The 23,993-nt window shown below is 60.5% G+C and carries 19 protein-coding genes and 1 pseudogene; 9 read left to right on the forward strand and 11 right to left on the reverse strand.

What is annotated here, in order from left to right; genetic code table 11:
- Positions 1-42 precede the first annotated feature (42 nt).
- Positions 43-771, forward strand: coding sequence for an HAD family hydrolase (locus SBC1_RS03375; RefSeq protein ID WP_370469604.1), 729 nt, complete (start codon positions 43-45; stop codon positions 769-771).
- 49 nt (positions 772-820) lie between these two features.
- Positions 821-1,942, forward strand: coding sequence for an ABC transporter ATP-binding protein (locus SBC1_RS03380; protein WP_165086868.1), 1,122 nt, complete (start codon positions 821-823; stop codon positions 1,940-1,942).
- 99 nt (positions 1,943-2,041) lie between these two features.
- Here the strand turns inward: SBC1_RS03380 and SBC1_RS03385 are convergent, their stop codons facing one another.
- From SBC1_RS03385 to dalD, 3 genes are all read right to left on the reverse strand, one after another.
- Entirely contained in the window at positions 2,042-2,989 is a 948-nt protein-coding gene (locus SBC1_RS03385) for a sugar-binding transcriptional regulator (protein ID WP_165086892.1), read from the reverse strand.
- 140 nt (positions 2,990-3,129) lie between these two features.
- A complete protein-coding gene (xylB, locus tag SBC1_RS03390; protein ID WP_165086896.1) occupies positions 3,130-4,611 on the reverse strand; it encodes a xylulokinase in 1,482 nt (493 codons plus the stop codon).
- A 122-nt stretch (positions 4,612-4,733) separates the two neighbouring features.
- Positions 4,734-6,125 (reverse strand): D-arabinitol 4-dehydrogenase, encoded by a 1,392-nt coding sequence (gene dalD, locus SBC1_RS03395; protein ID WP_165987302.1) that lies wholly within the window; start codon positions 6,123-6,125, stop codon positions 4,734-4,736.
- Positions 6,126-6,508: 383 nt separating this feature from the next.
- Here dalD and SBC1_RS39740 point away from each other — a divergent pair.
- Positions 6,509-6,736 (forward strand): annotated as a pseudogene (locus SBC1_RS39740) (SDR family oxidoreductase); the annotation flags it as partial.
- A gap of 63 nt (positions 6,737-6,799) precedes the next feature.
- Here SBC1_RS39740 and SBC1_RS03405 read toward each other — a convergent pair.
- Positions 6,800-7,627: an EAL domain-containing protein gene (locus tag SBC1_RS03405; protein WP_165093042.1), complete on the reverse strand. Its 828-nt coding sequence runs from the start codon at positions 7,625-7,627 to the stop codon at positions 6,800-6,802.
- A gap of 187 nt (positions 7,628-7,814) precedes the next feature.
- Here SBC1_RS03405 and SBC1_RS03410 point away from each other — a divergent pair, with 187 nt between their 5' ends.
- The 5 genes from SBC1_RS03410 to fahA are packed head-to-tail and all read left to right on the forward strand — an operon-like array spanning position 7,815 to position 13,372.
- Positions 7,815-8,771 (forward strand): MBL fold metallo-hydrolase, encoded by a 957-nt coding sequence (locus SBC1_RS03410; RefSeq protein WP_165086903.1) that lies wholly within the window; start codon positions 7,815-7,817, stop codon positions 8,769-8,771.
- 12 nt (positions 8,772-8,783) lie between these two features.
- Complete coding sequence (locus SBC1_RS03415) at positions 8,784-10,451, forward strand: FAD-dependent oxidoreductase (RefSeq protein WP_165987304.1); 1,668 nt, start codon at positions 8,784-8,786, stop codon at positions 10,449-10,451.
- Positions 10,452-10,462: 11 nt separating this feature from the next.
- Positions 10,463-10,684: a DUF2783 domain-containing protein gene (locus tag SBC1_RS03420; protein WP_165086908.1), complete on the forward strand. Its 222-nt coding sequence runs from the start codon at positions 10,463-10,465 to the stop codon at positions 10,682-10,684.
- A gap of 22 nt (positions 10,685-10,706) precedes the next feature.
- Positions 10,707-12,059 carry a homogentisate 1,2-dioxygenase gene (hmgA, locus tag SBC1_RS03425; RefSeq protein ID WP_165987306.1) on the forward strand — a complete coding sequence of 451 codons (1,353 nt, stop codon included), beginning with the start codon at positions 10,707-10,709 and terminating at the stop codon, positions 12,057-12,059.
- The gene (gene fahA, locus SBC1_RS03430; RefSeq protein WP_165987309.1) at positions 12,056-13,372 is read left to right on the forward strand and encodes a fumarylacetoacetase; all 1,317 of its coding nucleotides are present in this window, start codon (positions 12,056-12,058) and stop codon (positions 13,370-13,372) included. The genes hmgA and fahA overlap by 4 nt, the downstream gene beginning before the upstream one ends.
- Positions 13,373-13,449: 77 nt before the next feature.
- On the opposite strand, the gene SBC1_RS03435 is transcribed toward fahA, so the two are convergent.
- Positions 13,450-14,622 (reverse strand): MFS transporter, encoded by a 1,173-nt coding sequence (locus SBC1_RS03435; RefSeq protein WP_165086916.1) that lies wholly within the window; start codon positions 14,620-14,622, stop codon positions 13,450-13,452.
- Between the two features lie 250 nt (positions 14,623-14,872).
- Between SBC1_RS03435 and SBC1_RS03440 the strand changes: the two genes are divergently transcribed.
- Positions 14,873-15,325: a hypothetical protein gene (locus tag SBC1_RS03440; protein ID WP_165086918.1), complete on the forward strand. Its 453-nt coding sequence runs from the start codon at positions 14,873-14,875 to the stop codon at positions 15,323-15,325.
- Here SBC1_RS03440 and pdeM read toward each other — a convergent pair.
- From pdeM to SBC1_RS03470, 6 genes are all read right to left on the reverse strand, one after another.
- Positions 15,319-15,984 carry a ligase-associated DNA damage response endonuclease PdeM gene (gene pdeM, locus SBC1_RS03445; protein WP_165086922.1) on the reverse strand — a complete coding sequence of 222 codons (666 nt, stop codon included), beginning with the start codon at positions 15,982-15,984 and terminating at the stop codon, positions 15,319-15,321. The two genes, SBC1_RS03440 and pdeM, sit on opposite strands and share 7 nt — an antisense overlap.
- Complete coding sequence (locus SBC1_RS03450) at positions 15,981-18,611, reverse strand: ligase-associated DNA damage response DEXH box helicase (RefSeq protein ID WP_165987311.1); 2,631 nt, start codon at positions 18,609-18,611, stop codon at positions 15,981-15,983. Before SBC1_RS03450 ends, pdeM begins: the two co-directional genes overlap by 4 nt.
- A complete protein-coding gene (locus tag SBC1_RS03455; protein WP_165086927.1) occupies positions 18,608-20,278 on the reverse strand; it encodes an ATP-dependent DNA ligase in 1,671 nt (556 codons plus the stop codon). The genes SBC1_RS03450 and SBC1_RS03455 overlap by 4 nt, the downstream gene beginning before the upstream one ends.
- Positions 20,275-21,366 (reverse strand): ligase-associated DNA damage response exonuclease, encoded by a 1,092-nt coding sequence (locus SBC1_RS03460; protein ID WP_165086929.1) that lies wholly within the window; start codon positions 21,364-21,366, stop codon positions 20,275-20,277. The genes SBC1_RS03455 and SBC1_RS03460 overlap by 4 nt, the downstream gene beginning before the upstream one ends.
- A 238-nt stretch (positions 21,367-21,604) precedes the next feature.
- Positions 21,605-22,597 carry a 2-hydroxyacid dehydrogenase gene (locus tag SBC1_RS03465; protein ID WP_165093043.1) on the reverse strand — a complete coding sequence of 331 codons (993 nt, stop codon included), beginning with the start codon at positions 22,595-22,597 and terminating at the stop codon, positions 21,605-21,607.
- Between the two features lie 38 nt (positions 22,598-22,635).
- The gene (locus tag SBC1_RS03470; protein ID WP_165086932.1) at positions 22,636-23,616 is read right to left on the reverse strand and encodes a LysR family transcriptional regulator; all 981 of its coding nucleotides are present in this window, start codon (positions 23,614-23,616) and stop codon (positions 22,636-22,638) included.
- Between the last annotated feature and the right edge of the window lie 377 nt (positions 23,617-23,993).

A 23,993-nucleotide genomic window follows, 5' to 3' on the forward strand; every position in this document is an offset into this window, starting at 1 on the left:
GAACCCCAGGTGGAACGCGAGGTTGATCCAGTGAACCTGAACTTGTCCCAAGCCGGCATACCAGGCGCGCTCGCTTCAGCAAATGCCCTCGACGGGCATCTGCTGATCTGCGACTGCGACGGCGTATTGATCGACAGCGAAGCGATTGCGGGACGCGTGCTCGTGCAGGAGATGGAGGCGCTGTGGCCCGGCGTGGATGCCGAGCCGATCGTCACGCCGCTGCTCGGGCTGCGGATAGAAACAGTGCTGCTGCGCACGGCTGAAACGCTAGGCCGGACGCTCGATTCAGCACAGATCGACGCAATCCGGGTGGTCGTGGAAGCCGCGGCCGTGGAAGGGCCGGCAGTCGACGGAATCGAGACCGCGCTGGCCGCGATTCCCTTGCGCAAGGCCTGCGCGAGCAACAGCTTTACGTCGTATGTGGAAGCCGTGCTGAACCGCACGGGTCTTGTGCGATTTTTCGGCGAACGTCTGTTTTGCGCCGACAAAGTGCCGAACCCGAAACCCGCGCCCGACGTGTATCTCGCGGCGGCGCGGACCCTGCGGGTCGCGCCCGAACGCTGCGTGGTGGTTGAAGACAGCGTGACTGGCGTCACTGCGGCGGCGGCGGCGGGCATGACCGTGCTCGGTTTCGTCGGTGCCGGTCATGCAACAGAAGGACAAATTGATGCGCTGAAACGTGCTGGCGCAAGTGTCGTGTTCGACGAGATGGGGCAACTCCCCGCGCTCGTCGGGCAGTGGCTGCAAAACGCAAGCTTCGAACTGCCGTGAGCCTCTTGCTCGCAGAAAACGAAGCCAAGTTAAAGACGGAGACTCCATCATGGCAAGCCTGAATCTGCGTAACATCAACAAGCGCTACGAAGAAACCGAAGTGATTCGTAGCGTGAACCTCGATATCGCGGACGGCGAATTCGTCGTGTTCGTGGGGCCAAGCGGTTGCGGCAAGTCCACGCTGATGCGAATGATCGCGGGTCTGGAAGATATCACCGGCGGCGACCTGACTATTGACGGCGTGCGCGTGAACGACGTGCAGCCGGCCAAGCGCGGGATTGCGATGGTGTTTCAGTCGTACGCGCTGTATCCGCATATGACGCTGTACGACAACATGGCGTTTGGCCTGAAGCTGGCCGGCACGAAGAAGCCGGAGATCGATGCAGCTGTCAAGCAGGCTGCAAAGATCCTGCACATCGATCATTTGCTCGATAGGAAGCCTAAGCAATTGTCGGGTGGGCAGCGTCAACGGGTGGCGATCGGCCGCGCGATCACGCGCAAGCCGAAGGTGTTCCTCTTCGATGAACCGCTGTCCAACCTCGACGCTGCGTTGCGCGTGAAGATGCGCCTGGAGTTTGCACGCCTGCACGACGAGCTCAAGACCACGATGATCTACGTGACGCACGATCAGGTGGAGGCCATGACGCTGGCTGACAAGATTGTGGTGTTGTCGGCGGGAAACGTGGAGCAGGTTGGAACGCCTAACCAGCTTTATCACGCGCCGCAGAACAAGTTCGTGGCGGGTTTTATCGGCTCGCCGAAGATGAACTTCTTTAACGCCGAAATCACGCAGGTGTTAAGCGATGGCGTGCTCGTGAAGTATGCGACGGGTGAGACCCAACTGACGGCGGTTGAGCCGGGTAATGCTAAGGTCGGCGAATCGGTGACGGTCGGGATTCGTCCGGAGCATCTGCATGCAGGGACGGCGGCGACGGTGGAGCACGGGGTATCGGCGAAGACGATGGCCGTCGAGTCGCTCGGCGATGCCGCTTATTTGTACGCGGAGTCGACGGTAGCGCCGGAGGGGATCATCGCCCGGATTCCGCCGCTCGAGCGGCATTCACGTGGCGAAGTGCTGAAGCTTGGCGCTTTGCCTGAGCATTGCCATCTGTTCAACGCTGATGGGATTGCTTATCAGCGGAAGATTGTCGAGGTGCTGTCGGCAGCTTGAGTTTGCGTTCTTACTCTTCGATGCAAAAGCGCCCGGGTCATCAACAGCCCGGGCGCTTTTTTATGCGGTGACCAAAACGCAAAACGACGCGAACCGCTTTCAAGCGTCCAGCGCTGCCTGCGCGCACAACTCATCTGTCACCAACCCGGAAAGCCATTTCCCCTGCAACGCTGCGATCACCGCCTCACGTTTCCTCAAGCCGCCCGCGAAGCCAATGGTAGGACGCTTCGGCGGCGCGTCCAGCCGCAAACTGGTCACACGCTCGCCGGTCGTCGATTGCACCCTCACGCCTTGCGCGTCGATCGGCAGCCCGAGCAGTTCAGCCACCGCGCCGGCCTGCATCATCTCTTCCACTTCGGCGGTCGTGATAAACCCGTCCTCATGCAGCGGGCAATTGATCCCGATATTGCCGATCCCGATAAACGCGACATCGGCGTTCCCGGACAGCGCATCGACAATCCGATACAGCCGGTGGTTGCACCATTGCTCACGCTCGGCCCGGCTGTCGGCCATCAACGGCGCGGGCAACATGAAATGCTTGCCGCCGGTCTTCTCGGAGAGGTGCTGCGCGACGTCGTAGCGGTTCGAGGAGCCGTCCTGGGCGATTGCTCCCACCATCGACACCAAGCGGTGCTGCGGTCGCTCCAGTTGCCCGATTTGCGCGACTACGGCCTTCAGCGTCCGGCCGGTGCTGATCGAGATCACCAGCGGTTTTTCATCGGTGAGATAACGCTCCATCACCTGCGCGCCCGCGACCGCCAGTTTGCGATCCACTTGCTCGGGCGTATCGCCGTCAATGGGCACGACTTCGCACATTGACAAGCCGTATCGCTTCGATAACTTCGCGGCCAGCGCGAGGCAGTCGGCAATCCGGTGGTCCACACGCACGCGGATCAGGTTCTTTTCCACCGCGAACGCGACCAGCCGCTGGGCGACGGGCCGCGAGATCTGCAGCTTCTCCGCAATTTCATTCTGCGTATTGCCCGCGACGTAATACAGCCACGCGGCGCGGGTGGCGAGATCGAGTTTTTCGTTGGACTTGGGCACGGTGGCTCGATATCTGGTCGTTCGTGTCGAATACAAAGAGAATCGCGCGCCATAAAGGCACGCGAAAGATCGACATTGTGCACGCTCGGCGTCAGAGCGCAAAAACGCTCCGGGCGCAGCTTAATTCATCATGCAAACCATCACGCGAGCCGCGGACGCGCCGGATCGAACAACGGACGCACGTGCTGATACAGCTCGCGGAATCCCTTCAGCCGTTGCCGCAGAATCGCATGGCGTTCCGCATTCGGGATGAACTCGTCCTTCACGGGTGGTTTGGCCAGCACCACGGCCGGATCGCCGCCCGCCGCCAGCCAGCCGAGCCGTGCCGCGCCGAGCGCCGCGCCGGTCTCGCCGCCGCCGTGCGTGCGCGTGCGGGTGTTGAGGGCGTCCGCTAATAACTGGCCCCAGTATTTGCTGCGCGCACCGCCGCCCAAGAGCGACAGCGCGTGCACTTCGGTGCCGGCGGCTTGCAACGCGTCGAGGCCGTCGGTCAGCGCGAGCGTCACGCCTTCGAGCACCGCATAACCGAGCAATGCGCGGTCGGTTGCGTGGGTCATACCGAAGAACACACCTTGCGCGTACGGGTCGTTATGGGGTGTACGTTCGCCACTGAGATACGGCAGGAACAGCGGCGCGATCTCGAGCGAGGCCGGATCGAGCGCGGCGATTTCAGCAAGCAGTGTGGGTTCATCGGTGGACGTGAGTTTGCAGACCCAGCGCAGGCAACTCGCGGCCGACAACACCACGCTCATCTGATGCCAGCGATCGGGAATGGCGTGACAGAACGCATGCACCGCCGACGATGGATTCGGCCGGAAGCGGTCGCCGACCACGCACAGCACGCCCGAAGTCCCGAGCGAGAGGAAGCCGTCACCGGGTTCCGTCGCGCCGATACCCACTGCGCTTGCAGCGTTATCACCGCCACCGGCCGCGACGACAACGCCATCGCGTAATCCGAGTTCGCGGGCGAGCGCGGGCAGCAACGTGCCCGACGGTTCGCTGCCTTCGGCCAGCGACGGCATCTGGGCGCGCGTCATGTTGCACGCGGCGAGCAGTTCATCGGACCAGTCGCGGCGGGCCACGTCGAGCCACAAGGTGCCGGCGGCATCGGACGGATCGGATACTTTCGTACCGGTCAGATGCAAGCGCAAATAATCTTTCGGCAACAACACACACGCTGTCCGATTGAAAATATCCGGCTCGTTGTGCTGCACCCATAGCAACTTCGGCGCAGTGAAACCGGGCATCGCGAGATTGCCGGCAATTCGATGCAACTCCGACGCGCGCTCGGTCAACTCGTCGCATTCCTTGTCGCTGCGCATGTCGTTCCATAAGATCGCCGGCCGCAGCACGCGATCCTCGGAATCGAGCAGCACCGCGCCGTGCATCTGTCCCGACAAACCAATGCCGCGAACCTGCGCGAACTCTTGCGGGAATTTATCGCGTAAAGCGAACAGCGCGGCACGCGTGCCGTTCCACCAGTCGAGCGGATTCTGCTCGGACCAGCGGGGTTTCGGACGCGAAACGGTGAAGGGTGTGCCCGCCGTGCCGACAACACTGCCGTCGCTCGCGAGCAAGAGAACTTTTACTTCGGAGGTGCCGAGATCGATGCCTAAATACATGGACGAACCCTTGATGAAGGCGTAAAGCCGCGGGAAACCGGAGGCGCTAATGTAGCGCCGCTGCCGGTGTTACGCCATTGGCAATAACACCGGACGGGTATGAAGGAGGGTGATTGAGCAGCTCAGGCCCGCTTGGCGAGCCATGCATCGACACGGCCAAGCGCCGCGCGCAGCACGCGTTCAAGATCGGCGCTTTGCGCGAGGCTGCCCCAGAGCAGTTTATCGGCGACGAAAGCTTTCACGGGATCGTCTGCCTCGAAGAAAGCGTGCGCGGTGGCGGGGTCCATCACGCCATCCTGGTACGCGTATGGCAACTTGCCTTCATGCCAGCGTTCGAGGAAGCGGAAGAACAGCGCGGGCAACATGGCGGTCGCATTCGGATCGACGTGGCGCGCAAAACACTCGCGCAAAGTCGGCGCGATAAAACCGGGGATCTTGGAGAAACCATCGGCGGCCACGCGTTGATTCGTGTCCTGGATATACGGATTGACGAAGCGGTCGATCACCACATCGCGGTATTTGGCCAGATCGATAGGACTCGGCGACAGGCACGGAATCACGTCTTCGGTGACGTAGGTTTCGGCGAGCGCGCGGATATCGGCGTCCTGCGTGCCTTCGTGAATGTATTGATGCCCAACGAGCGTTCCCGCCCAAGCGATACAGCTATGCGTTGCGTTGAGAATGCGGATCTTCGCTTCCTCATAGGGCAGGACCGAGTGCACCATTTCCGCACCGACGTTCTCCCATGCCGGCCGGCCCGCAATGAATTCGTCTTCGATCACCCACTGGATAAACGCTTCGCCCATGACGGGGGCTTTATCGTCGAAACCGGTGGCGGCCAGCACGCGCTCGCGGACATCAGGCGTGGGGCGTGGCGTGATGCGATCGACCATTGCGTTCGGGCATGACGTATTCGCGATCATCCATTCGCGCAAAGCGGTTTCGCCGCGCAGTTGCAGGAATTCGAGCATACCGGCTTTAAAACGATCGCCGTTGCTGCGCAGGTTGTCGCAGTTCTGCAGCGTCACCTTGCCCGCGTTCTGCTTCATGCGAGCATCGAGAATAGCGGCGAGCGCGCCGTAAATCGTCGTGCGCGCGCCTTTCAGGTCGGCGGCCAGATCGGGATTTGCCGTGTCCAGTTTATGGTGTTCATCGAGGTAATAACCGCCTTCGGTCACCGTGAACGATACGATCTTGCATTCGGGCGCCGACCCCGCCGCCACAAGCGCGTTCAGGTCCGCGGCCCACGGCACGACCTTCGTGATCGAGCGGATGGTTTCATACGCGCGCTCGCCCTGCGGCGTGACGGTTTCCAGCGTGTAGGTGCCGTTCTGTGCGGCCAGCGCTTCGAGCACCGCATTCATGTCGCCGCGAATATTGCCGACCGTCAGCGACCAGCGGGTATCGCCGGATTCAATCAGCTTGTGCAGATACCACGCCTGATGCGCACGATGAAAAGAACCCGCGCCGATGTGCAGGATCACGTCGGCGGCTGCGTGGCTTTCGGTAGTCATGTCGTCTTCCTCTGATCTGGATGCGCCTCATGCGGTGCCGGGCGCTGTGCTGTGTCTCGTTGTCGTCGAACGCGGGGCGCTTAAGCCAAATTCGCGTCGCGTCGATCATTTGCTCGTTCTGTGAGCGAATGATCGTATTCGATTCGATGAAAGTCAAGGCACTGCGCAGCATTTCCGTTTGTGTTTTTGCGTAGATTTTTGGGGCTGTGGCGTGGGGGTATCGTCGCGGCTGAAGACTGTTGCGCTGCACAATGCTCTTTGAGCCGCTGGTTTGACGATGAAGGAATCGCTCAGCTGAAGAAGCCGAGGAAACTCGCGATGATAGATCTGCCGGAAGAGCGGTTTGCGCTGGCGTGTGAATGGGTTGCGGACATCACAACGAGCCGTACGGGATTCACGTGAACAGCATCAATCCGATAGTCACACTTGCGCCGATGGCGATCACGGCATGGAGCGAACTTGCTAAACGCGATCCTGCGTTGAAGGGCATCGCGCTGAGGTGATTCGCTGAACCGGACGAAGTGGCAGCGCCCATTTTTGTTTTGGGGAGTGATGCTGCCGCGATGATCTCAGGCATCGCCATGCCTATTGATGGCGGGTTCACCGCGAGGGGAATTTTCGTTCGTACCGGTGGACGGTTTTGGAGGGCGCGGGGTCAGGAAGTGCAAACGCCCCTACCGTCCGCCCGGCACAATCGCATGCGCTTCAAACGCGGGCCCTTGCACGAAACTCACATCGAATTGCTGAAGCGCTTCGAACTGCGCTTCGTCGCCGACGTGATCAAAAATGAGCGGGATTTTCAGCCGGTGCGCATACCCCACCAACGGCTTCACCACAGAATCCCTTAGCGCCAAACCCGCATCCATCTTGATGAAATCCAGCCGAGCCATATCCGACACGGACATGATCTGCCCTGCATTGGGCAAATTCCCCGCGACCTTGAACCCGTACTTCTGATAGCTCTTCACGAGATACCCAAGGAAAGTCCGATGCGCGACAGCCGCCGGCGGCAACTCAATAACGATCCGCGCCGGGTTCAAACCAAACTCGATCAGCACGGAAGAAAAGTGCTTGCCGTGATCGTATTTCACGCTCTTCAACAGACGTTCGTGGACACGCAGGAACAGCAAACCCGGCCGCTGCGCGCCAAAAAAATTGAACGCGTGCAATGCCCGTGAGAGCCGGTCGAGTTCGACCAGCTTCGGGTCGTCGTCGAGTTGGGCGAACGGATCGAACGAAGCGCCATCGCCGGTGAGCGTCAACGCCTGAAACCCGAGTTCATCGCCGAACCGCTCGGCACTTTCCACCGATGCCGTCAGCGATTGCGGCAAGCCTCGCGTAGTGACATCGAAGATGGGTTCATACGCGCTCGCCAGACAAAACCCTTCGTAAAACGCGATAGCCGTGCCCGCGCTCGTCCCTTCGCCCATAACAATACGCGCGCCGGGAAACGGGTAGTCCGAGGCGCGGGAAACAAGTTGCTGGACGGTTGGGGCAATCATGAACGGAATGTGTGAGAGGTGTAGCGTCGATGGTAGCAGTGCCACGCGTGATGCCTTGCACAAAATCCACATATTGATATGCGCCGACGCTAACTCGCCGCCTATGACTAGGGTTAACAATAATTTCACCTATCGTAATTCGTTTTACTATGCGTAATTGAAAGAACAAACTATTCAGGAGACTCTCATGGCGAGTGAGAAGAAATTTGCGTCGCAAGCGGACTTGGCGGAAAAGAAGGTGACATTCGAACGCCTGTCCGAGCACGCCTATGCGTATACGGCAGAGGGCGATCCGAATACGGGCATTGTGATTGGCGACGACGCGGTGCTCGTGGCCGACACCCAAGCCACGCCGGTCATGGCGCAAGACGTGATTCGCCGGATCCGCGAAGTCACCGACAAACCCATCAAATACATCCTGCTCACGCACTACCACGCGGTTCGGGTGCTCGGTGCGTCGGCGTATGGCGCGCAGCAGATCATCGCGAGCCAGGACACGTACGACCTGATCGTCGAACGCGGCGAGCAGGACATGAAGAGCGAGATCGAGCGTTTTCCGCGCCTGTTCAATGCGGTGGAATCGGTGCCGGGACTGACGTGGCCAACGCTCACTTTCAAGGGTGAGATGACGCTGTGGCTAGGCAAGCTCGAAGTGAAGATCATGCAACTCGGCCGGGGCCACACCAAAGGCGATACGGTGCTGTGGCTGCCGCAGGACAAGGTCATGTTGTCGGGTGACCTCGTCGAATACGGCGCGACGCCTTATTGCGGCGATGCCTATTACCAGGACTGGCCGGCAACGCTCGACGCGCTAGCGGCCTTCAATCCAGAGAAGCTCGTACCGGGTCGCGGTGCGGCGCTGAAGACGCCGCAACAAGTGGCGGACGGTATCGCGGGAACGCGGGCTTTCGTGAGCGAACTGTTCAATCAGGTGAAGCTGGGTGCCGCAGCGGGCAAGGACCTGAACGAAATCTACAAGCTCACGTATGCCGCGCTCAAGCCGAAGTTCGGCGATTGGGTCATCTTCGATCACTGCATGCCGTTCGACGTCACGCGCGCCTTCGACGAAGCCACGCAATATCGCGATCCGCGCATCTGGACAGCGCAGCGCGACAAGGAAATGTGGGAAACGCTCGAAAGCTGATTGGCGACGATCATGGCTATCGACTTTCAGACGCTGACGTTCGAGTATCGCCGCTCATCGGATCAAGACGGCGCCGCGCCGCTGCATCCGGTCGTCGTGATCGGAGCGGGGCCGGTGGGTCTCGCGACTGCGATCGACCTCGCGCAGCAAGGCACCCCGGTCGTGCTGCTCGACGATGACCACACGTTGTCGTCGGGATCGCGCGCGATTTGCTTTGCGAAACGTACGCTTGAGATATTCGATCGGCTCGGCTGCGGAGAGCCGATGGTCGCGAAGGGCGTGAGCTGGAACGTGGGCAAGGTGTTTCTGCAAAACGAGTTGCTCTACGCGTTCGATTTGTTGCCCGAAGCGGATCATGCGCGGCCTGCCTTTATTAATCTGCAGCAGTATTACGTCGAAGGGTATCTGGCTGAGCGGGCGCGCGAGTTGCCCTTGCTCGATGCCCGCTGGCACAACAAGGTGACGGGCATCACGCAGTCGGATGAATGCGTTTCGCTGCAGATCGACACGCCTGACGGTCCATACACCCTGCGCGCCAGTTACGTAGTCGCCGCCGACGGCGCGCGTAGCCCCGTGCGTGCGCTCATGCATCTCGATACCCACGGCCGCACGTTCAAGGATCGCTTCCTGATCGCCGATGTGCGGATGAAAGCCGACTTCCCGACCGAACGCTGGTTCTGGTTCGATCCGCCGTTTCATCCGAATCAATCGGTGTTGCTGCATCGGCAGCCGGACAACGTGTGGCGTATCGATTTCCAGTTGGGATGGGACGCCGACCCCGTCGCGGAGAAAGCGCCGGAGCGTGTGATTCCGCGCGTGCGCGCATTGCTCGGACCCGACGTTGAATTTAAACTGGAATGGGTGAGCGTCTATACGTTCCGATGCCAGCGCATGGACAAGTTTCGTCACGGCCGCGTGCTGTTCGCGGGTGATTCGGCGCATGGCGTATCGCCGTTCGGCGCGCGCGGCGCGAACAGCGGCGTGCAGGACGCGGACAATCTTGGCTGGAAATTGAAGCTGGTGATTGACGGCGATGCACCTGATGCGCTGCTCGATACTTACGCCAGCGAGCGCGAAGCCGCCGCCGATGAAAACATCCTTCACTCAACGCGCTCAACCGATTTCATCACGCCGAAGAGCGATGTATCGCGTGTATTCCGCGACGCCGCTTTGCGGCTCGCGAAAGATTGCGCGTTTGCGCGACGGATAGTGAATAGCGGGCGGTTATCGACGGCTTCGGTGCTGCATGGCTCACCGTTAACCACGCCCGATCGCGATGCGTTCCATTGCGCACTGGTGCCGGGTGCGGTGGCGGTTGATGCGCCTATATTTTTTGCCGGTCGCGATGGATGGTTCTTGCAGCGAATCGGGTCGTCGTTTGCGAGTGTACTGTTTGGTGAATCCCCGGATGCACTGACCGCGTTGAAAGATTTGCGCCCGCAAATGAAGCTTGTTTTGATCGTGCCGTCGGGCTCCGACGTTAAATCGTGCGATGGCATTGAGGTATTGGAAGACGTGAAAGGTCTCCTGGCCCAACGTTTCGATGCACATCCCGGCACGTTCTACCTTCTGCGTCCGGATCAGCACATTGCTATGCGGGCCCGTTCGTTAGAAGCCCAGACCGTTCGCGAAGCACTCGCCCGCGCGACTTGCACGCTGAACGAAACCCAGCCTGCATGATGAGGTCCGCCATGCTCGACACCACCTTGCACCTCGCTGATCCAGACGCCTTCTATGAAGCGCTGATCGATATGCATCGCGACCTTAGCAACGACGAAAGCCAGCTAGTGAACGCCAAACTGATCCTGCTGCTGTCGAACCAGATCGGCGATATGGATGTGCTGCGCGAAGCGATGTCGATGGCGCGCGGCGGCGTTGCGGCCTCCGTTGTGACCTCAACCGCCAGCGTATGAAATTGTAGAAAAGGACAAGCCCATGAAACCAGAATCGCCTGGCGCATTCACGAGTCACACTGAAACCAGCCGCCACTATCAATCGGGCTTTGCCGCCGACTTCGCCACCGAGGCGTTGCCCGGCGCGCTGCCGCTCGGCCGCAATTCACCGCAACGTGTGAACTATGGTCTCTATGCCGAGCAGCTTTCGGGCACTGCGTTCACCGCGCCGCGCGGGCACAACCGGCGCTCGTGGTTGTATCGGATACGGCCGGCGGCGGTGCATCAACCGTTCACGCAGATTGAAGGCAATGACCTGCGCGCGAAGCTCGTTGCGAACTTCGCCGAGGTGCCGCCCACGCCGCCGAATCAACTGCGCTGGGACCCGTTGCCGATGCCCGATGCGCCCACGGATTTCATCGATGGCTGGGTGACGATGGCCGGCAACGGCGCCGCCGAATCCATGCAAGGCTGCGCAATCCATCTGTACGCGGCGAACCGTTCAATGCAGGACCGTTTCTTCTACAGCGCCGATGGCGAATTGCTGATCGTGCCGCAGGAAGGACGGTTATCGATTGCGACTGAACTCGGGCGGCTCGATATAGAACCGTTCGAAATTGCGGTCATTCCACGCGGTGTGCGCTTTTCCGTCACGCTGCCGGACAGCACCGCACGCGGCTATATTTGCGAGAACTTCGGCGCTTTGTTGAGACTGCCGGACCTTGGGCCTATCGGTTCAAACGGTCTTGCGAATCCGCGCGACTTCCTCACGCCGCACGCGGCTTATGAAGACCGCGAGGGCGCGTTCGAACTCGTCGCGAAGATGAACGGCGTGTTGTGGCGCGCGGATATCGGCCATTCGCCGCTCGACGTGGTCGCGTGGCACGGCAACTATGCGCCATACAAATACGACTTGCGCCTGTTCAACACTATTGGTTCGATCAGCTTCGATCACCCCGATCCGTCGATCTTCCTCGTGCTGCAATCGCAGACTGATTCACCGGGTGTGGATGCCATCGACTTCGTGATTTTCCCGCCGCGCTGGCTCGCAAACGAAGATACGTTCCGGCCGCCCTGGTTTCATCGGAACGTCGCGAGTGAATTCATGGGCCTCGTGCATGGCGTCTATGACGCTAAATCCGAAGGCTTCATGCCCGGAGGGTCGAGCTTGCATAACTGCATGTCGGGACACGGGCCGGACGCGGCGACCTTCGAGAAGGCATCGAACGCGGATACATCGGCACCCGTGAAAGTCGGCGACACGATGGCGTTCATGTTCGAAACGCGCACCCTGATCAAGCCAACCCGCTTCGCTCTGGAAACCGCGCAATTGCAGGCGCATTACTACGAGTGCTGGCAGGGATTGACCAAACATTTTAATCCGGAGCAACGATGAGTTTTTCAGGCGGCCCGACTCATGAAGCGCTTGAAGCGACGCGCGATCCAGCGCTTAAAAGCTGGATCGATTCCGCGAACGATCGCTTAAGCGACTTCCCGATCCAGAACCTGCCGTTCGGCATTTTCACCGATGAAGTCAATCCGTTGCCGCGTGCGGGCGTGGCGATCGGCGACTGGATTCTCGACCTCGCCGTCGTGCATCGAGTGGGGTTGATCGAATGCGAACCGGTGTTCGCGCAGCCCACGCTGAATGGGTTTATCGCGTTGGGACGTGACGCGTGGCGACACGTTCGTGTCCAGGTGAGCGCACTGCTCGCAGCCCACTGCGACACGCTGAAAAAGAACACGGCGCTGCGTCCGCGCGCGCTCATACCCCGGGCGAGTGCGACGCTGCATCTGCCTGTCGATATCCCCGGCTACACGGATTTTTATTCATCGAAGGAGCACGCGACCAATGTGGGGTCCATGTTCCGCGATCCGAAGAACGCGCTGTTGCCCAACTGGTCGGAGATGCCGATTGGGTACAACGGACGCGCTTCATCGGTGATCGTGAGCGGTACGCCAGTGCGCCGGCCGAGCGGCCAGATCAAGCTGCCCGATGCCGAGCGGCCGGTGTTCAGCGCATGCCGGAAGCTGGATATAGAACTGGAGACGGGGTTTATCGTCGGCGCGGGAAATGCGCTGGGCGAACCTGTTGACTGTGAAGATGCCGAGTCGCATATCTTTGGCATGGTGTTGCTCAACGACTGGAGCGCCCGCGATATCCAGCAATGGGAATACGTGCCGCTCGGGCCGTTCAACGCGAAGGGTTTTTCGACCACCATCTCGCCGTGGATCGTCACGCTCGATGCGCTCGAACCGTTCCGTACCGCAACGCCGAAACAGGAGCCTGAACCGCTTCCGTATTTGCGCCACACGGGCGATCACGCATTCGATATCGAACTTGAGGTGCATCTGCGGCCCGCGCTCGCTGAGACGGCGACGAAGCTCACGCGGACCAATTTCAAGCTGATGTATTGGTCGATGGCGCAGCAACTCGCGCATCACACGGTGGCGGGATGCAACACGCGCGTGGGCGATCTGATGGGTTCCGGCACGATCAGCGGTGCAACGCCTGATTCATGCGGCAGCTTGCTTGAGATGACGTGGAACGGACTGCGTCCGATCACGTTGAAAGAGGGCGGCGAGCGCAGGTTTATTGAAGACGGCGATGAATTGACGCTCACCGGATGGTGTCAGGGCGAGGGGTATCGTGTGGGGTTCGGCGAATGCAAGGGCGTGATTTTGCCTGCGCGTGGGGTGGCGGGGTGAAGGTGTAGAGCGCAGCGCCTCGGGCCTGGCGGCGCGGGCATCGCATAAGCCGAAGCCTAAACCTAAACCTACTAAACCTAAACCGCCTGCCCGATACTCGCGCGCCGCGCCCTGCGATCCATCGACGCCGACAGCAACGTCAAACCAAACGCGCCGCAAGCCATCAACACGCCCACCCACGGCAGCGCACTGAGCGCCGCGCCCGCGCCAATCGCCATGCCGCCAAGCCACGCGCCTATGGCGTTGCCGAGATTGAACGCACCTTGATTCAACGTCGATGCAAGATTCGGCGCATCGCTTGCGCGGTTCACGATCAACATCTGCAAGGGGGGAACGATCGCGAAAGCGAGCACGCCCCACACGAAGATGGTGATCATCGCGGGAATGGCGGCATGCATCGTGGCCGCGAAAATGGCCTGGACCACGATGATTGATACCAGAAACGTCAGCAGCGAACGCAATAGCTTCCAGTCAGCGAGCTTGCCGCCGAGCGTGCTTCCCACTGTCAGCCCAAGCCCGAACAACAGCAGCACCAACGTGACCGCATGCGGCGAAAAGCCGGTCACATCTTCGAGGATCGGCGTGATGTAGGTGAACACGGAAAAGAGACTCGCCGATGCCAGCACGCTGATGCCCAGCACCATCAGCACTTGCGGATTCTTGAGCACGTTGAATTCGCGCAGGATGCTCGATTCCCTCATCTCGATGTGCTTCGGCAAGCACACGGCCAGCGCCCCCGCCGCGCCCAGCCCGATCAGCGTCACCACCCAGAATGTCGCGCGCCAGCCGGCCGCCTGACCGAGCGCGGTGCCAAGCGGCACGCCGAGCACGTTCGCTAGCGTAAGACCGGTGAACATGAGCGCAATGGCTTGCGCGCGGCGGTTGGGCGCAACCAGGTCCGCGGCAACCACCGAGCCAATGCCAAAGAACGCGCCATGACAGAACGCGGTCAGAATGCGCGCGGCCATTAGCATCCAGTAACCCGGCGCGATGGCGCACAGCAGATTGCCGACTATGAATACGCCCATCAGGCTCATCAGCGCTTTCTTGCGCGGCATTTCCGCCGTGACGATAGCGAGAATGGGCGCGCCGATGGTCACGCCCAGCGCATAACCCGAGACGAGCATGCCGGCTGCGGGGATGGAGACCCCGAGATCCCGCGCGACGTTGGGCAACAAGCCCATGATGACGAATTCGGTCGTGCCGATACCGAACGCGGCAATGGCGAGGGCGAGAAGGGGCAGAGGCATGGGGTACGCGGTGACTGAGTGCTGGCCGGTCGCGCGTTATCGGGGTGAAGAACGCAGGCTCGGGCGAGCTGAAGGGATCAAATTGTACCGAACGTTGCTGGGTTTGCTTGGTGAAAACCCTGAGATTTGTGCAGTTGATTCAAGCAGTTGGACTTTCGGTCTTTCACGAGGCGATCTGTGTTGCTTTTTGCCATCGTGGGGAATAGGTTGCGGGTTCGTGCTTAACAACGCTTAATGACCAAGGACCTTTATGATCGCGCTCCGGCATTTTTTTCCGGTGATTGTTGCCGCGCTGATGGCATTCACGGTCGTGCCGAGGGCGGTTGCTCAGGAAGCAGACGCGAGCGCCGGGCCGATCCGAACGACTGGCGGCAGCGTGATGTTCGTTCAGCAAGGAACCACCTTCGAAGCCCAAATCGATGGCAAGCCGTTCGATCAGCTGAACGCCCGCAGCATCGCGCATTTCGAGGAGCCGTCGGGGGCGCGGATGATTGTCGAGGCATTCGATAACGGCGCCTCCGAACTCGTTCTCTACGATTTCACCCGGCGCCCGCCCACGGTCGAGCGCATGACAAAGCGCATGAAACTGACCGGCGTGTTCTGGCAGCGCGATGAAGTGGTGATGAGAAGCGCCGATGGCTGGTACAGGTTCCAGCGCGGGACGCTGACGAAACTGACGTCATTGAAGATGATTTATCACTGAGTCCGCACCGCCATCACCCGCTCGCCAGCCACTACGAAAATCCGCTCGCCGCGCGCGCTTTCGTTCACCTCGAAGCCACCGGTAAACGCGCCGAACGCAGGCAGCACGCCCGCCTCCGCGCCGAAACGAAAACACGGCAATCTCGCGCTATCGAGTCGAGTTGCGATGCGGTACACCGGATGTTCATGCCCAGCCAGCGCATACGCGCCCGCCACTCGCTGCGGGTAATGACACAGCGCCCAAGGCCCGAGCCTGTACGGCTCGTCAACGACCTCGAGCGCGAGCGCCTCGGGCGGTCCGCCAGCATGGCGATCATGATTGCCTTCCACGAGGATCAGCCGCAAGCCGGCGTGCCGTTCACGCCACTCGGCCAGCGCGCCGAGCGTGGTCAACGCATGTGACTCGCGTGCATGCAGCAGATCGCCGAGAAACACAATCGTCGCCGGCCGATGCATCAGGATCAGCGCGTCCAGGCGCGCAAGCGTTTCCCCCGTCGAGCCTTCCGGCACCGGAATGCCCCGAGCGCGAAACACAGCGTCCTTGCCAATATGTGCATCGGCGATGAACAAGGTTTGCCGCACCGGGTCGAACGCAGCCCGCGCCGCCGACAACACCAGCGCATGGCCGCCAATATCCACTGTCAACGCCTCGAGCATCATGCGCGCGCCGCCTTTTCCAGATCGGCGAGCATACGCGCGACACGATCGGATAATTTCTCTGTGCTCACCTTCTCTCGCAACCGCGCGATGATCAGCGGAAACGCAAACGGCGTCGGTTTCTTCGGGCGCGTCAGCGCTAGCCGACTTGCGCTCATGCTCTTGAGCGCGGCTCGTATCCTGTCTAGTTCGAGTTCCTGCAACATGACCTCTTCCTCGGCCTGCGCAAGCAGCAGATTATTGCTGTCATGCTGGCGAAAAACTTCATAGAAAAGTCCGCTCGATGCCTGCAGTTGACGCGCGCTTTTCTGTTGTCCGGGATGCCCCTGGAAGATCAATCCGGACACCCGCGCGATCTCGCGAAAACGCCGCGCTGCAAGCTCCGACGAATTGAGGCTCGCGAGAATGTCATGCTCGAGATTATCGGGCGAAAAAAGTCCGTCCTGTATGAGCGTCTCCCAGTCGAAAGGCTGCGCGGACAACAACTCAAAGCCGTAATCGTTCATCGATATCGAGAACGTACTCGGTTGATCGCGCGCCACGCGCCAGCCGATCAGCGACCCAAGCCCGACGTGCGCCATTCGTCCCGCAAACGGATAACAGAACAAGTGATGTCCCTCGCGCGAACGAATCAGTTCGACCAGCAACACGCCCGGCTCGGGCAGCGCGGACCATTTCGCCTGCAATTCGAGTAGCGGCCGCACGGCCTGCATCTCGGGTTCGTCGTAGACGCCGTTCACGGCGCGCGCCAACATCATCAGCGTGGCATCGGCGAGTTCGGACGACAGCGGCATCTTGCTGCCCGCCCATTGAGGCATCGCGCCACGCGAGGACGTCGCGCGTTTCACGTACGCAGTCATCTCGCGCACGCGCACGAGTTCGAGCGCGCGGCCGCCGAATGTGAATACGTCGCCGGGCTTCAGACGCGAGATGAATGATTCTTCCATCGACCCAATCCGGCCACCCGTCATGTAAGCAACGTTGATGGTCGCGTTCGCGACAATCGTGCCGACGTTGTTGCGGTGGCGCCGGACCAGATCCTCACGCGGCACGCGATACACGCCGTCAGCATCGAGCGTCACGCGATGGTAGTCAGGGTACGCCGCGAGCGAAGTGCCGCCGCGTTCGACAAACGCCAGCGCCCAGTCGAACTCCTGCTGCGTCAGGTCGCGATACGCATACGTCGTGCGCACCTCGTCGAAGAGATCGCGCGCCCTGAAGCCACCGCCAATTGCAATGGTCACAAGATGTTGGACGAGCACATCGAGCGGCTTGTTGGGCATCTCGCGGCCTTCTATGCGCCGTTCCTCAACGGCCCAGCGCGCGGCCGCGGCTTCCACGAGTTCGAGCGCGTGTGTCGGCACGATCGTCACCCGCGATGCCCGTCCCGGCGCATGGCCCGAGCGCCCGGCGCGCTGCATCAACCGCGCGACGCCTTTGGGCGAGCCAATCTGGAACACGCGATCGACCGGCAGGAAGTCGACGCCCAGATCAAGGCTTGACGTGCAGACCACCGCTTTCAACTGGCCGTTTTTAAGGCCGAGTTCGACCCACGCGCGGACTTCCTGATCCAGCGATCCGTGATGCAACGCGATCAAACCTGCCCAATCGGGACGCGATTCAAGCAACGCCTGATACCAGACTTCGGCCTGCGAGCGCGTGTTGGTAAAGACGAGTGAACTGCGCGCGTGTTCGATCTCGGCGGCGACCGGTTCAACCTGCCGCGTGCCGAGATGGCCACCCCATGGAAAACGTTCGATGGTGCTGGGGATCAGCGTATCGACGATCAGCGTTTTCGGCTGCGCGCCCCGCACCACGACGCGTGGCGTTTTCACCGTCGCGAGCAACGCGTCGCCGGCGAGATCGAGATTGCCGAGCGTCGCCGATAACCCCCACACCTGCAAACCAGGCCGCCAGTGCGCAAGACGAGCAAGGGCGAGCTGCGTTTGCGTGCCGCGTTTATTCCCAAGCAGCTCATGCCATTCATCGACAACGACCAGCCGCACATGTTTCATCTCGTCTTCGGCATTCGCGCGCGTGAGCATCAGCGTGAGACTTTCAGGCGTGGTGACCAGCGCGCTCGGCATGCGCTTGTTTTGCCGCGCGCGTTCGGCGGAAGGGGTATCGCCGGTGCGCAAACCGATGCTCCACGGCACTGCGAGTTCCGTCACCGCGGTTTGTAACGCGCGGGCGGTATCGGCGGCAAGGGCACGCATAGGGGTGATCCACAGTACGGTAAGCGGGGCCGGTAGTGCGCTTCCCGGGTGCTCGGGCGTGTATGCCGCCAGCGCGCCTAGCCACACTGCCCATGTCTTGCCGGCGCCGGTGGTCGCGTGAAGCAGGCCGCTCGCTCCGACCAAAATCTCCGTCCAGACTTCGCGTTGAAACGGAAACGGTTGCCAGCCGTGCCGTTCGAACCATGCAGTGAGACGTGCTTCAAACGGCGTGTTAGCAACGTCCCGATCGATGACTATCGGTACCGGCCGAAACAGTTCAGCAACGGCATCGGCTTTCGCCTGCGCCGCGCGTGTTCTCGGTACCCGACGCGCATGCGGGGCACGGCGTTTCGTATCTGAGGTTGGTTTGGTATCCTGATCGTCTATATCGCCTTCATCCGGAGACGTGCTCATGGCGCCGCTCCCTCGAGGAAACCCTTGAGCATGCCGAGCGTGTCGGCGTCGTCAATGTGCTTGTCCGTACGCCATCTCAGCATGCGTGGAAACCGCACGGCAATGCCTGACTTGTGGCGCGGGCTCGCCTGGATACCTTCGAAACCGATCTCGAACACAAGCGTCGGCGTGACGCTGCGCACCGGCCCGAATTTTTCGATGGTCGTCTTGCGCACGACCGCATCGACCTTGCGCATCTCTTCGTCCGTCAAGCCGGAATACGCTTTCGCGAAGGGCACAAGGGTGCGCACGCCATCGGCTTCGTCCCACACAGCGAAGGTGAAATCGGTGTACAAACTTGCGCGCCGGCCGTGGCCGCGTTGCGCGTAAAGCAAGACGGCATCTATGGCGTATGGATCGATTTTCCATTTCCACCACGTCCCGGAAGCCTTCGTGCGCCCGACGCCATAAAGCGATTCACGTCCCTTCAGCATCAAGCCTTCAACACCCCGGCCGCGGCTTTCGTCGCGCAGCGCGGCGAGGGCCACCCAATCGGGCGCTTCAACCATCGGTGAGACACGCAGCAAGTCGACCGCCAATGTTTCGCCTAACGCGGTGGCCAATGCATCGAGTTGCGCGCGGCGTTCGATCAGCGGCGTGACGCGCAGATCGCGGCCATTGGCTTCCAGCAGGTCGTAAGCGAGAAACGTAGCGGGTGAATCGGCAAGCACTTTCTTCGACAAGCTTTTGCGCGTGATTCGCGGTTGCAGTCGCGCGAACGGCAATGGCGCGTCGCCACCGGGTTCCCACGCGAGAATTTCGCCGTCTATAACAGTGCCGTCCGCCAGCGCGGCGCCGAGCGAGGCGAGTTCGGGAAAGCGGTCGGTGATCAGATCTTCACCGCGCGACCACAGCCACACCCTGCCGCCGCGCTTGACAAGCTGTGCGCGAATCCCGTCCCACTTCCATTCGATCACCCAATCCGACGGCGCGCCAAGCGTCGCCGGATCGGCTTGCAAGGGATGGGCAAGGAAAAATGGGTATGGCAATCCGAGATCGCTCTCATGCGGCGTGGCGGCGTTTTCATCGTCCGAGCTTTCCGGTGCAATCAGCCGCAGATAGCGCGCCGCGCCCGGCGCTTGCTGCGAATCGGTCCAGCCGACCATACGCTGGGCAATGCGTTTGTGATCCACACCCGCGACTTCCGCGAGCGCGCGCACGACGAGTTGGCGTGCGACCCCAACCCGAAAACCGCCGCCTATGAGCTTGGTCAACAAGAAACGTTCGCTCCAGGCGAGTTCGTCCCAGTAGCCGAGCAAACGGGTTCGAAGCTCGGCCGGGTCCAGGCCGCGCAAGGTCAGCACGCGTTCCTCGATCCATTGCGCGAGGCCGAGTTCTGACGTGCGCTGTGCGGGCGGCAGGATATGCGCGATGGTTTCGGCCAGATCGCCGACCGCCTGATATGACTCGTCGAAGAGCCATGCCGGCAAGCCGGCGCGCTCGCGGGCGAACTCGGTGAGAAGACGGGTGGGCACCGATTGGCGTGGTTTGCCGCCGCTCAGAAAGTACGACGCCCAAGCGGCGTCCTCAGGTTCGGCCGCCGAGAAATACGCGATCAGCGCCTCGAGTTTTTCTTTCGTCGACGTGGTGCCGTCCAGAGCGGTGTAAAGCGCGGCGAAGCGTTTCATTGCGAGTCGGCCTCGGGCGGGGGAGGGGCTTCGACGGTTTGCTGCGTGGACGGGCTCGCGTGGCCGCTTTCCGCCGCGTCGGCTTCTATTGCGTCATCGCCGTATTCGGTCGTGAACGCGCCCGCTTCCAGACCCTGTTCGCGCAGCCAGCGGACCATCGGCTCGATTTGTCCGTGCGTGACGATCACGCGTTGCGCGCCGGTTGCGCCAATCGCTGTCTGCAAACCCGGCCAGTCGGCGTGATCGGAGAGCACGAAGCCGCGATCCAGACCGCGCCGCCGCCGCGTGCCGCGAAGGCGCATCCAGCCCGACGCGAACGCGTCGCTATAGTCGCCGAAGCGGCGCATCCACGTGCTGCCTTGCGCGGACGGCGGGGCGATGATCAACGCGCCCTTGAACGCGGCCTTGTCTTTCGCGGGAATGTCGCTGACGAGGCGCGTCAGTGGCAAATGCACGCCCGCTTGCGCGTAAGCCCGATTCAGCGGTTCCACGGCGCCATGGCAAAAGATCGGTCCTATTGCCGGATCGACTCCGCCAAGAATCCGCTGCGCCTTGCCGAACGAATAGCAGAACAGCACGGAAGCCCGGCCTTCGGCCGCGTTATGCCGCCACCACGAATTGATGCCGTCGAAGATCACGCGCGACGGTTCCCATCGATAAATCGGCAGGCCGAACGTGGATTCCGTAATGAACGTGTCGCAGCGAACCGGTTCGAACGGCGCGCAAGTGGGATCGGGCTCGACCTTATAGTCGCCCGAGGCGACCCAGACCCGGCCCGCATGTTCCACGCGCACTTGCGCTGAGCCGAGCACGTGGCCGGCCGGATGCAGCGAGATCGAGACACCGTTGATGACCAGGCGCTCGCCATAGGGAACGCCTTGCAAGGAGATGCCCGGTAACCGCGACAGCAACACACCGACACTCGCCTCAGCCGCGAGATAACTGGCATGCCCGAAGCGGGCGTGATCGGCATGGGCGTGAGTGATGATTGCCCGATCAACCGGGCGCCACGGGTCGATATAGAAATCGCCCGGCGGGCAATAAAGGCCTTCCGGCCTCGCGACAATCAAGTCCTGAGATGCGTCCAACCCGCCCCCGCTCGTGGAAAAGGATAAACGACAGGGTAAATACAGCACCAAAACGGCGGGCGGAATTAGCCGCCGCTGTCAAAGTGGCATTGGATCACAGCAAATGACATGCCGTAGAGAGGTAATAGAACTGAGATATTTTTGCAAGTCCATTTGTATGAAGAATAAATTAAGCGCGCGAATTATGACAAGGTCCCTTCGATAAACTCCTGGATTTTGAATTGCGTAATTCGATTGTTCAGGGAAATACCTGATGCCGCGGAGAGCCGTCAAACCAGGCCTTTACATTGCCGAGTGTGGTATTGGCGATCTCGCTAAGGGCTTCGCGCGTGAAGAAAGCCTGATGGGAGGTAACGATAACATTTGGAAACGACAATAGCCGCGCAAGCACATCGTCCTGCAGCATGTGATTCGAATGGTCTTCGAAAAAGAGTCCGCCCTCTTCTTCGTAGACGTCGAGTCCGAGATGGCCTAGTTGTCCGCTTTTCAATGCGCCAATGAGTGCCTGACTGTCGATCAAACCGCCGCGGCCCGTATTAATCAGCATGGCGCCGTGTTTCATGCGGGCGAGTGCGGCGGTATCGATGAGGTGATAGGTGGAGGGTAAAAGCGGGCAATGCAGGCTGACAATGTCCGATTCCGCTAACAGAGTATCGAGCGGAACATAACGCGTTCCGGCTTGCAGAAGATCGGCTGCTGGCGCTCCAGGATCAAACGCCAGCAGCGTCATGCCGAAACCCGCCATGATGCGACCAAATACCCGCCCGATTACGCCTGTGCCAATAATCCCAAGCGTCTTGCCGTGCAGGTCGAAACCTAGAAGGCCGTTAAGCGAAAAATCGCCGTCGCGAGTGCGGGCATAAGCACGATGCAACTTGCGATTCAGCGTCAGGATCAGCCCGGCGGCGTGCTCCGCCACCGCATGCGGAGAATAAGCCGGTACACGCACCACGCCAATTCCGAGCCGGACTGCCGCTGCCAGATCGACGTGATTAAAACCTGCTGAGCGTAGCGCCACGAGTTGTGTACCGCCCTCGTGAAGTGTTTCCAGGACGGCTTCGTCAAGGATGTCATTCACGAACGGGCATACCACCGCGCACCCGTGGGCAAGAATAGCCGTTTGCGCGTCAAGCTGTGATTCCTGGAACTGCAGAGAGTAACCAAACGCCGCGTTTGCCTCAGTGAAGACGTCGCGATCATATTGCCGGCTGCTGAAGACGATCATGTGAATCGGCATCGAATTGTCTCCCTGCCAGCCAGGTAATTGAATCAGTTAGCGATCGCGCTCGCCGGAGGCACCATGGAAAGTCGCGAGAGGATGGTTTCTGGCTGCGGCAATCCGACTTCTCCGCCCGGGCCCATATGTTCGAGCGTGTAGTCAATGAAGGCGCGCGTCTTGGCCGGCAGATACTGTCGCCCCGGATACACGATTGACACCTTCACGTCCGGGTCATCAATAGCGTAATCACCCAGTACCCGTACCAGTGAGCCGTTCTCCAGATCCGCAGCGACAATGCCTTCCGGAATGATCGAAATGCCCATGTGCGCCAGCGTTCCCAGCCGCACCATCAATGCACTGTTGACAGTATATACAGGTGCGAGCGTGACCTGGTCGGCGCTGCCGTTGTTGCGATGCCGGAAGTGCCAGGTGGCGCTGCGCATTTCGCTTGGCAGCGCCACGAACGAGTGGTGCAGCAAGTCGGCCGGCGTGCTGGGCGAACCATGCTCTTCCAGATAAGCAGGCGTGGCGACGGGAATCAGCGTGTTGGTGGCGACCGGGCGTTCTACCAATGCCGTGCTCGTCACCATGAATGCCGTGACAATACCGACATCAAATCCGTCTTCCACCAGATCCACATGACGCTCGGATAAGGTCAGCCGTACGTTCACCTTTGGATACACCTGCCGGAAGCCGTCGATCAGCGGCGTCAGCGCCATGAGCGAAAGCGATCCGGATGCCACCACGCGCAATGTACCGCTGGGGTCGCCTTCGGTATGCGCCACCATTGACTCGAGATGATCAAGTTCTTCGAGCAATGCGCGGCAACCTTCGAGATAACGCGTGCCGGCTTCTGTAAGTGAGAGGTTACGAGTAGTGCGATTGATTAACCGGGTACGCAAATGCGCTTCCAGCATTGCAATTGCGCGAGTAACAAGCGCGTTTGATACATCCAGTTGTTGTGCGGCGCGCCGAAAACTCTCGGTTTCCGACACCCGCACGAACACACGCATGGCATGAATTTGATTCATCGTCTCTTACCTCTCAGTATCCAAAACAGCGTGGGACCGTATTACGCAGGATCGCGCATACGGCATTTTTTGATCGGCGTCAAAAAGCGTATTGACACCCATGCGGAATTGCAATAACTCCTTCATTTCTTGTTTGCATTCCGCATTAACCGCAAGACTTTCACATTTGGATATTCATTGCAACGAAAAATTACATTTCTCTGGATTTTGGAATGGATCGTCTGATTTATGCAGATTTTGGTTTCAAGAGTTGTGTTACATGATTCGATTTTTGATGCTGTCGATAACCGCTTGTCTTATTGCATGCAAAGTGGCGGTCTGGCTTCCAGAACCGAGATAAGCTCTGCCGGACATCGCCAATACGGGTGTTTTATTGA

It is taken from the genome of Caballeronia sp. SBC1 (assembly GCF_011493005.1).
Classification (GTDB): Bacteria; Pseudomonadota; Gammaproteobacteria; order Burkholderiales; family Burkholderiaceae; genus Caballeronia.

Bases quoted from the DNA above. Each gene is read 5' to 3' on its own strand.
- SBC1_RS03420 (WP_165086908.1), top strand. From the start codon at position 10,463: ATGCTCGACACCACCTTGCACCTCGCTGATCCAGACGCCTTCTATGAA.
- dalD (WP_165987302.1), bottom strand. From the start codon at position 6,125: ATGACTACCGAAAGCCACGCAGCCGCCGACGTGATCCTGCACATCGGC.
- SBC1_RS03470 (WP_165086932.1), bottom strand. From the start codon at position 23,616: ATGAATCAAATTCATGCCATGCGTGTGTTCGTGCGGGTGTCGGAAACC.
- pdeM (WP_165086922.1), bottom strand. From the start codon at position 15,984: ATGATGCTCGAGGCGTTGACAGTGGATATTGGCGGCCATGCGCTGGTG.
- SBC1_RS03415 (WP_165987304.1), top strand. From the start codon at position 8,784: ATGGCTATCGACTTTCAGACGCTGACGTTCGAGTATCGCCGCTCATCG.
- hmgA (WP_165987306.1), top strand. From the start codon at position 10,707: ATGAAACCAGAATCGCCTGGCGCATTCACGAGTCACACTGAAACCAGC.
- SBC1_RS03435 (WP_165086916.1), bottom strand. From the start codon at position 14,622: ATGCCTCTGCCCCTTCTCGCCCTCGCCATTGCCGCGTTCGGTATCGGC.
- SBC1_RS03455 (WP_165086927.1), bottom strand. From the start codon at position 20,278: ATGAAACGCTTCGCCGCGCTTTACACCGCTCTGGACGGCACCACGTCG.
- SBC1_RS03380 (WP_165086868.1), top strand. From the start codon at position 821: ATGGCAAGCCTGAATCTGCGTAACATCAACAAGCGCTACGAAGAAACC.
- xylB (WP_165086896.1), bottom strand. From the start codon at position 4,611: ATGTATTTAGGCATCGATCTCGGCACCTCCGAAGTAAAAGTTCTCTTG.
- SBC1_RS03405 (WP_165093042.1), bottom strand. From the start codon at position 7,627: ATGATTGCCCCAACCGTCCAGCAACTTGTTTCCCGCGCCTCGGACTAC.
- fahA (WP_165987309.1), top strand. From the start codon at position 12,056: ATGAGTTTTTCAGGCGGCCCGACTCATGAAGCGCTTGAAGCGACGCGC.
- SBC1_RS03410 (WP_165086903.1), top strand. From the start codon at position 7,815: ATGGCGAGTGAGAAGAAATTTGCGTCGCAAGCGGACTTGGCGGAAAAG.
- SBC1_RS03440 (WP_165086918.1), top strand. From the start codon at position 14,873: ATGATCGCGCTCCGGCATTTTTTTCCGGTGATTGTTGCCGCGCTGATG.
- SBC1_RS03450 (WP_165987311.1), bottom strand. From the start codon at position 18,611: ATGAGCACGTCTCCGGATGAAGGCGATATAGACGATCAGGATACCAAA.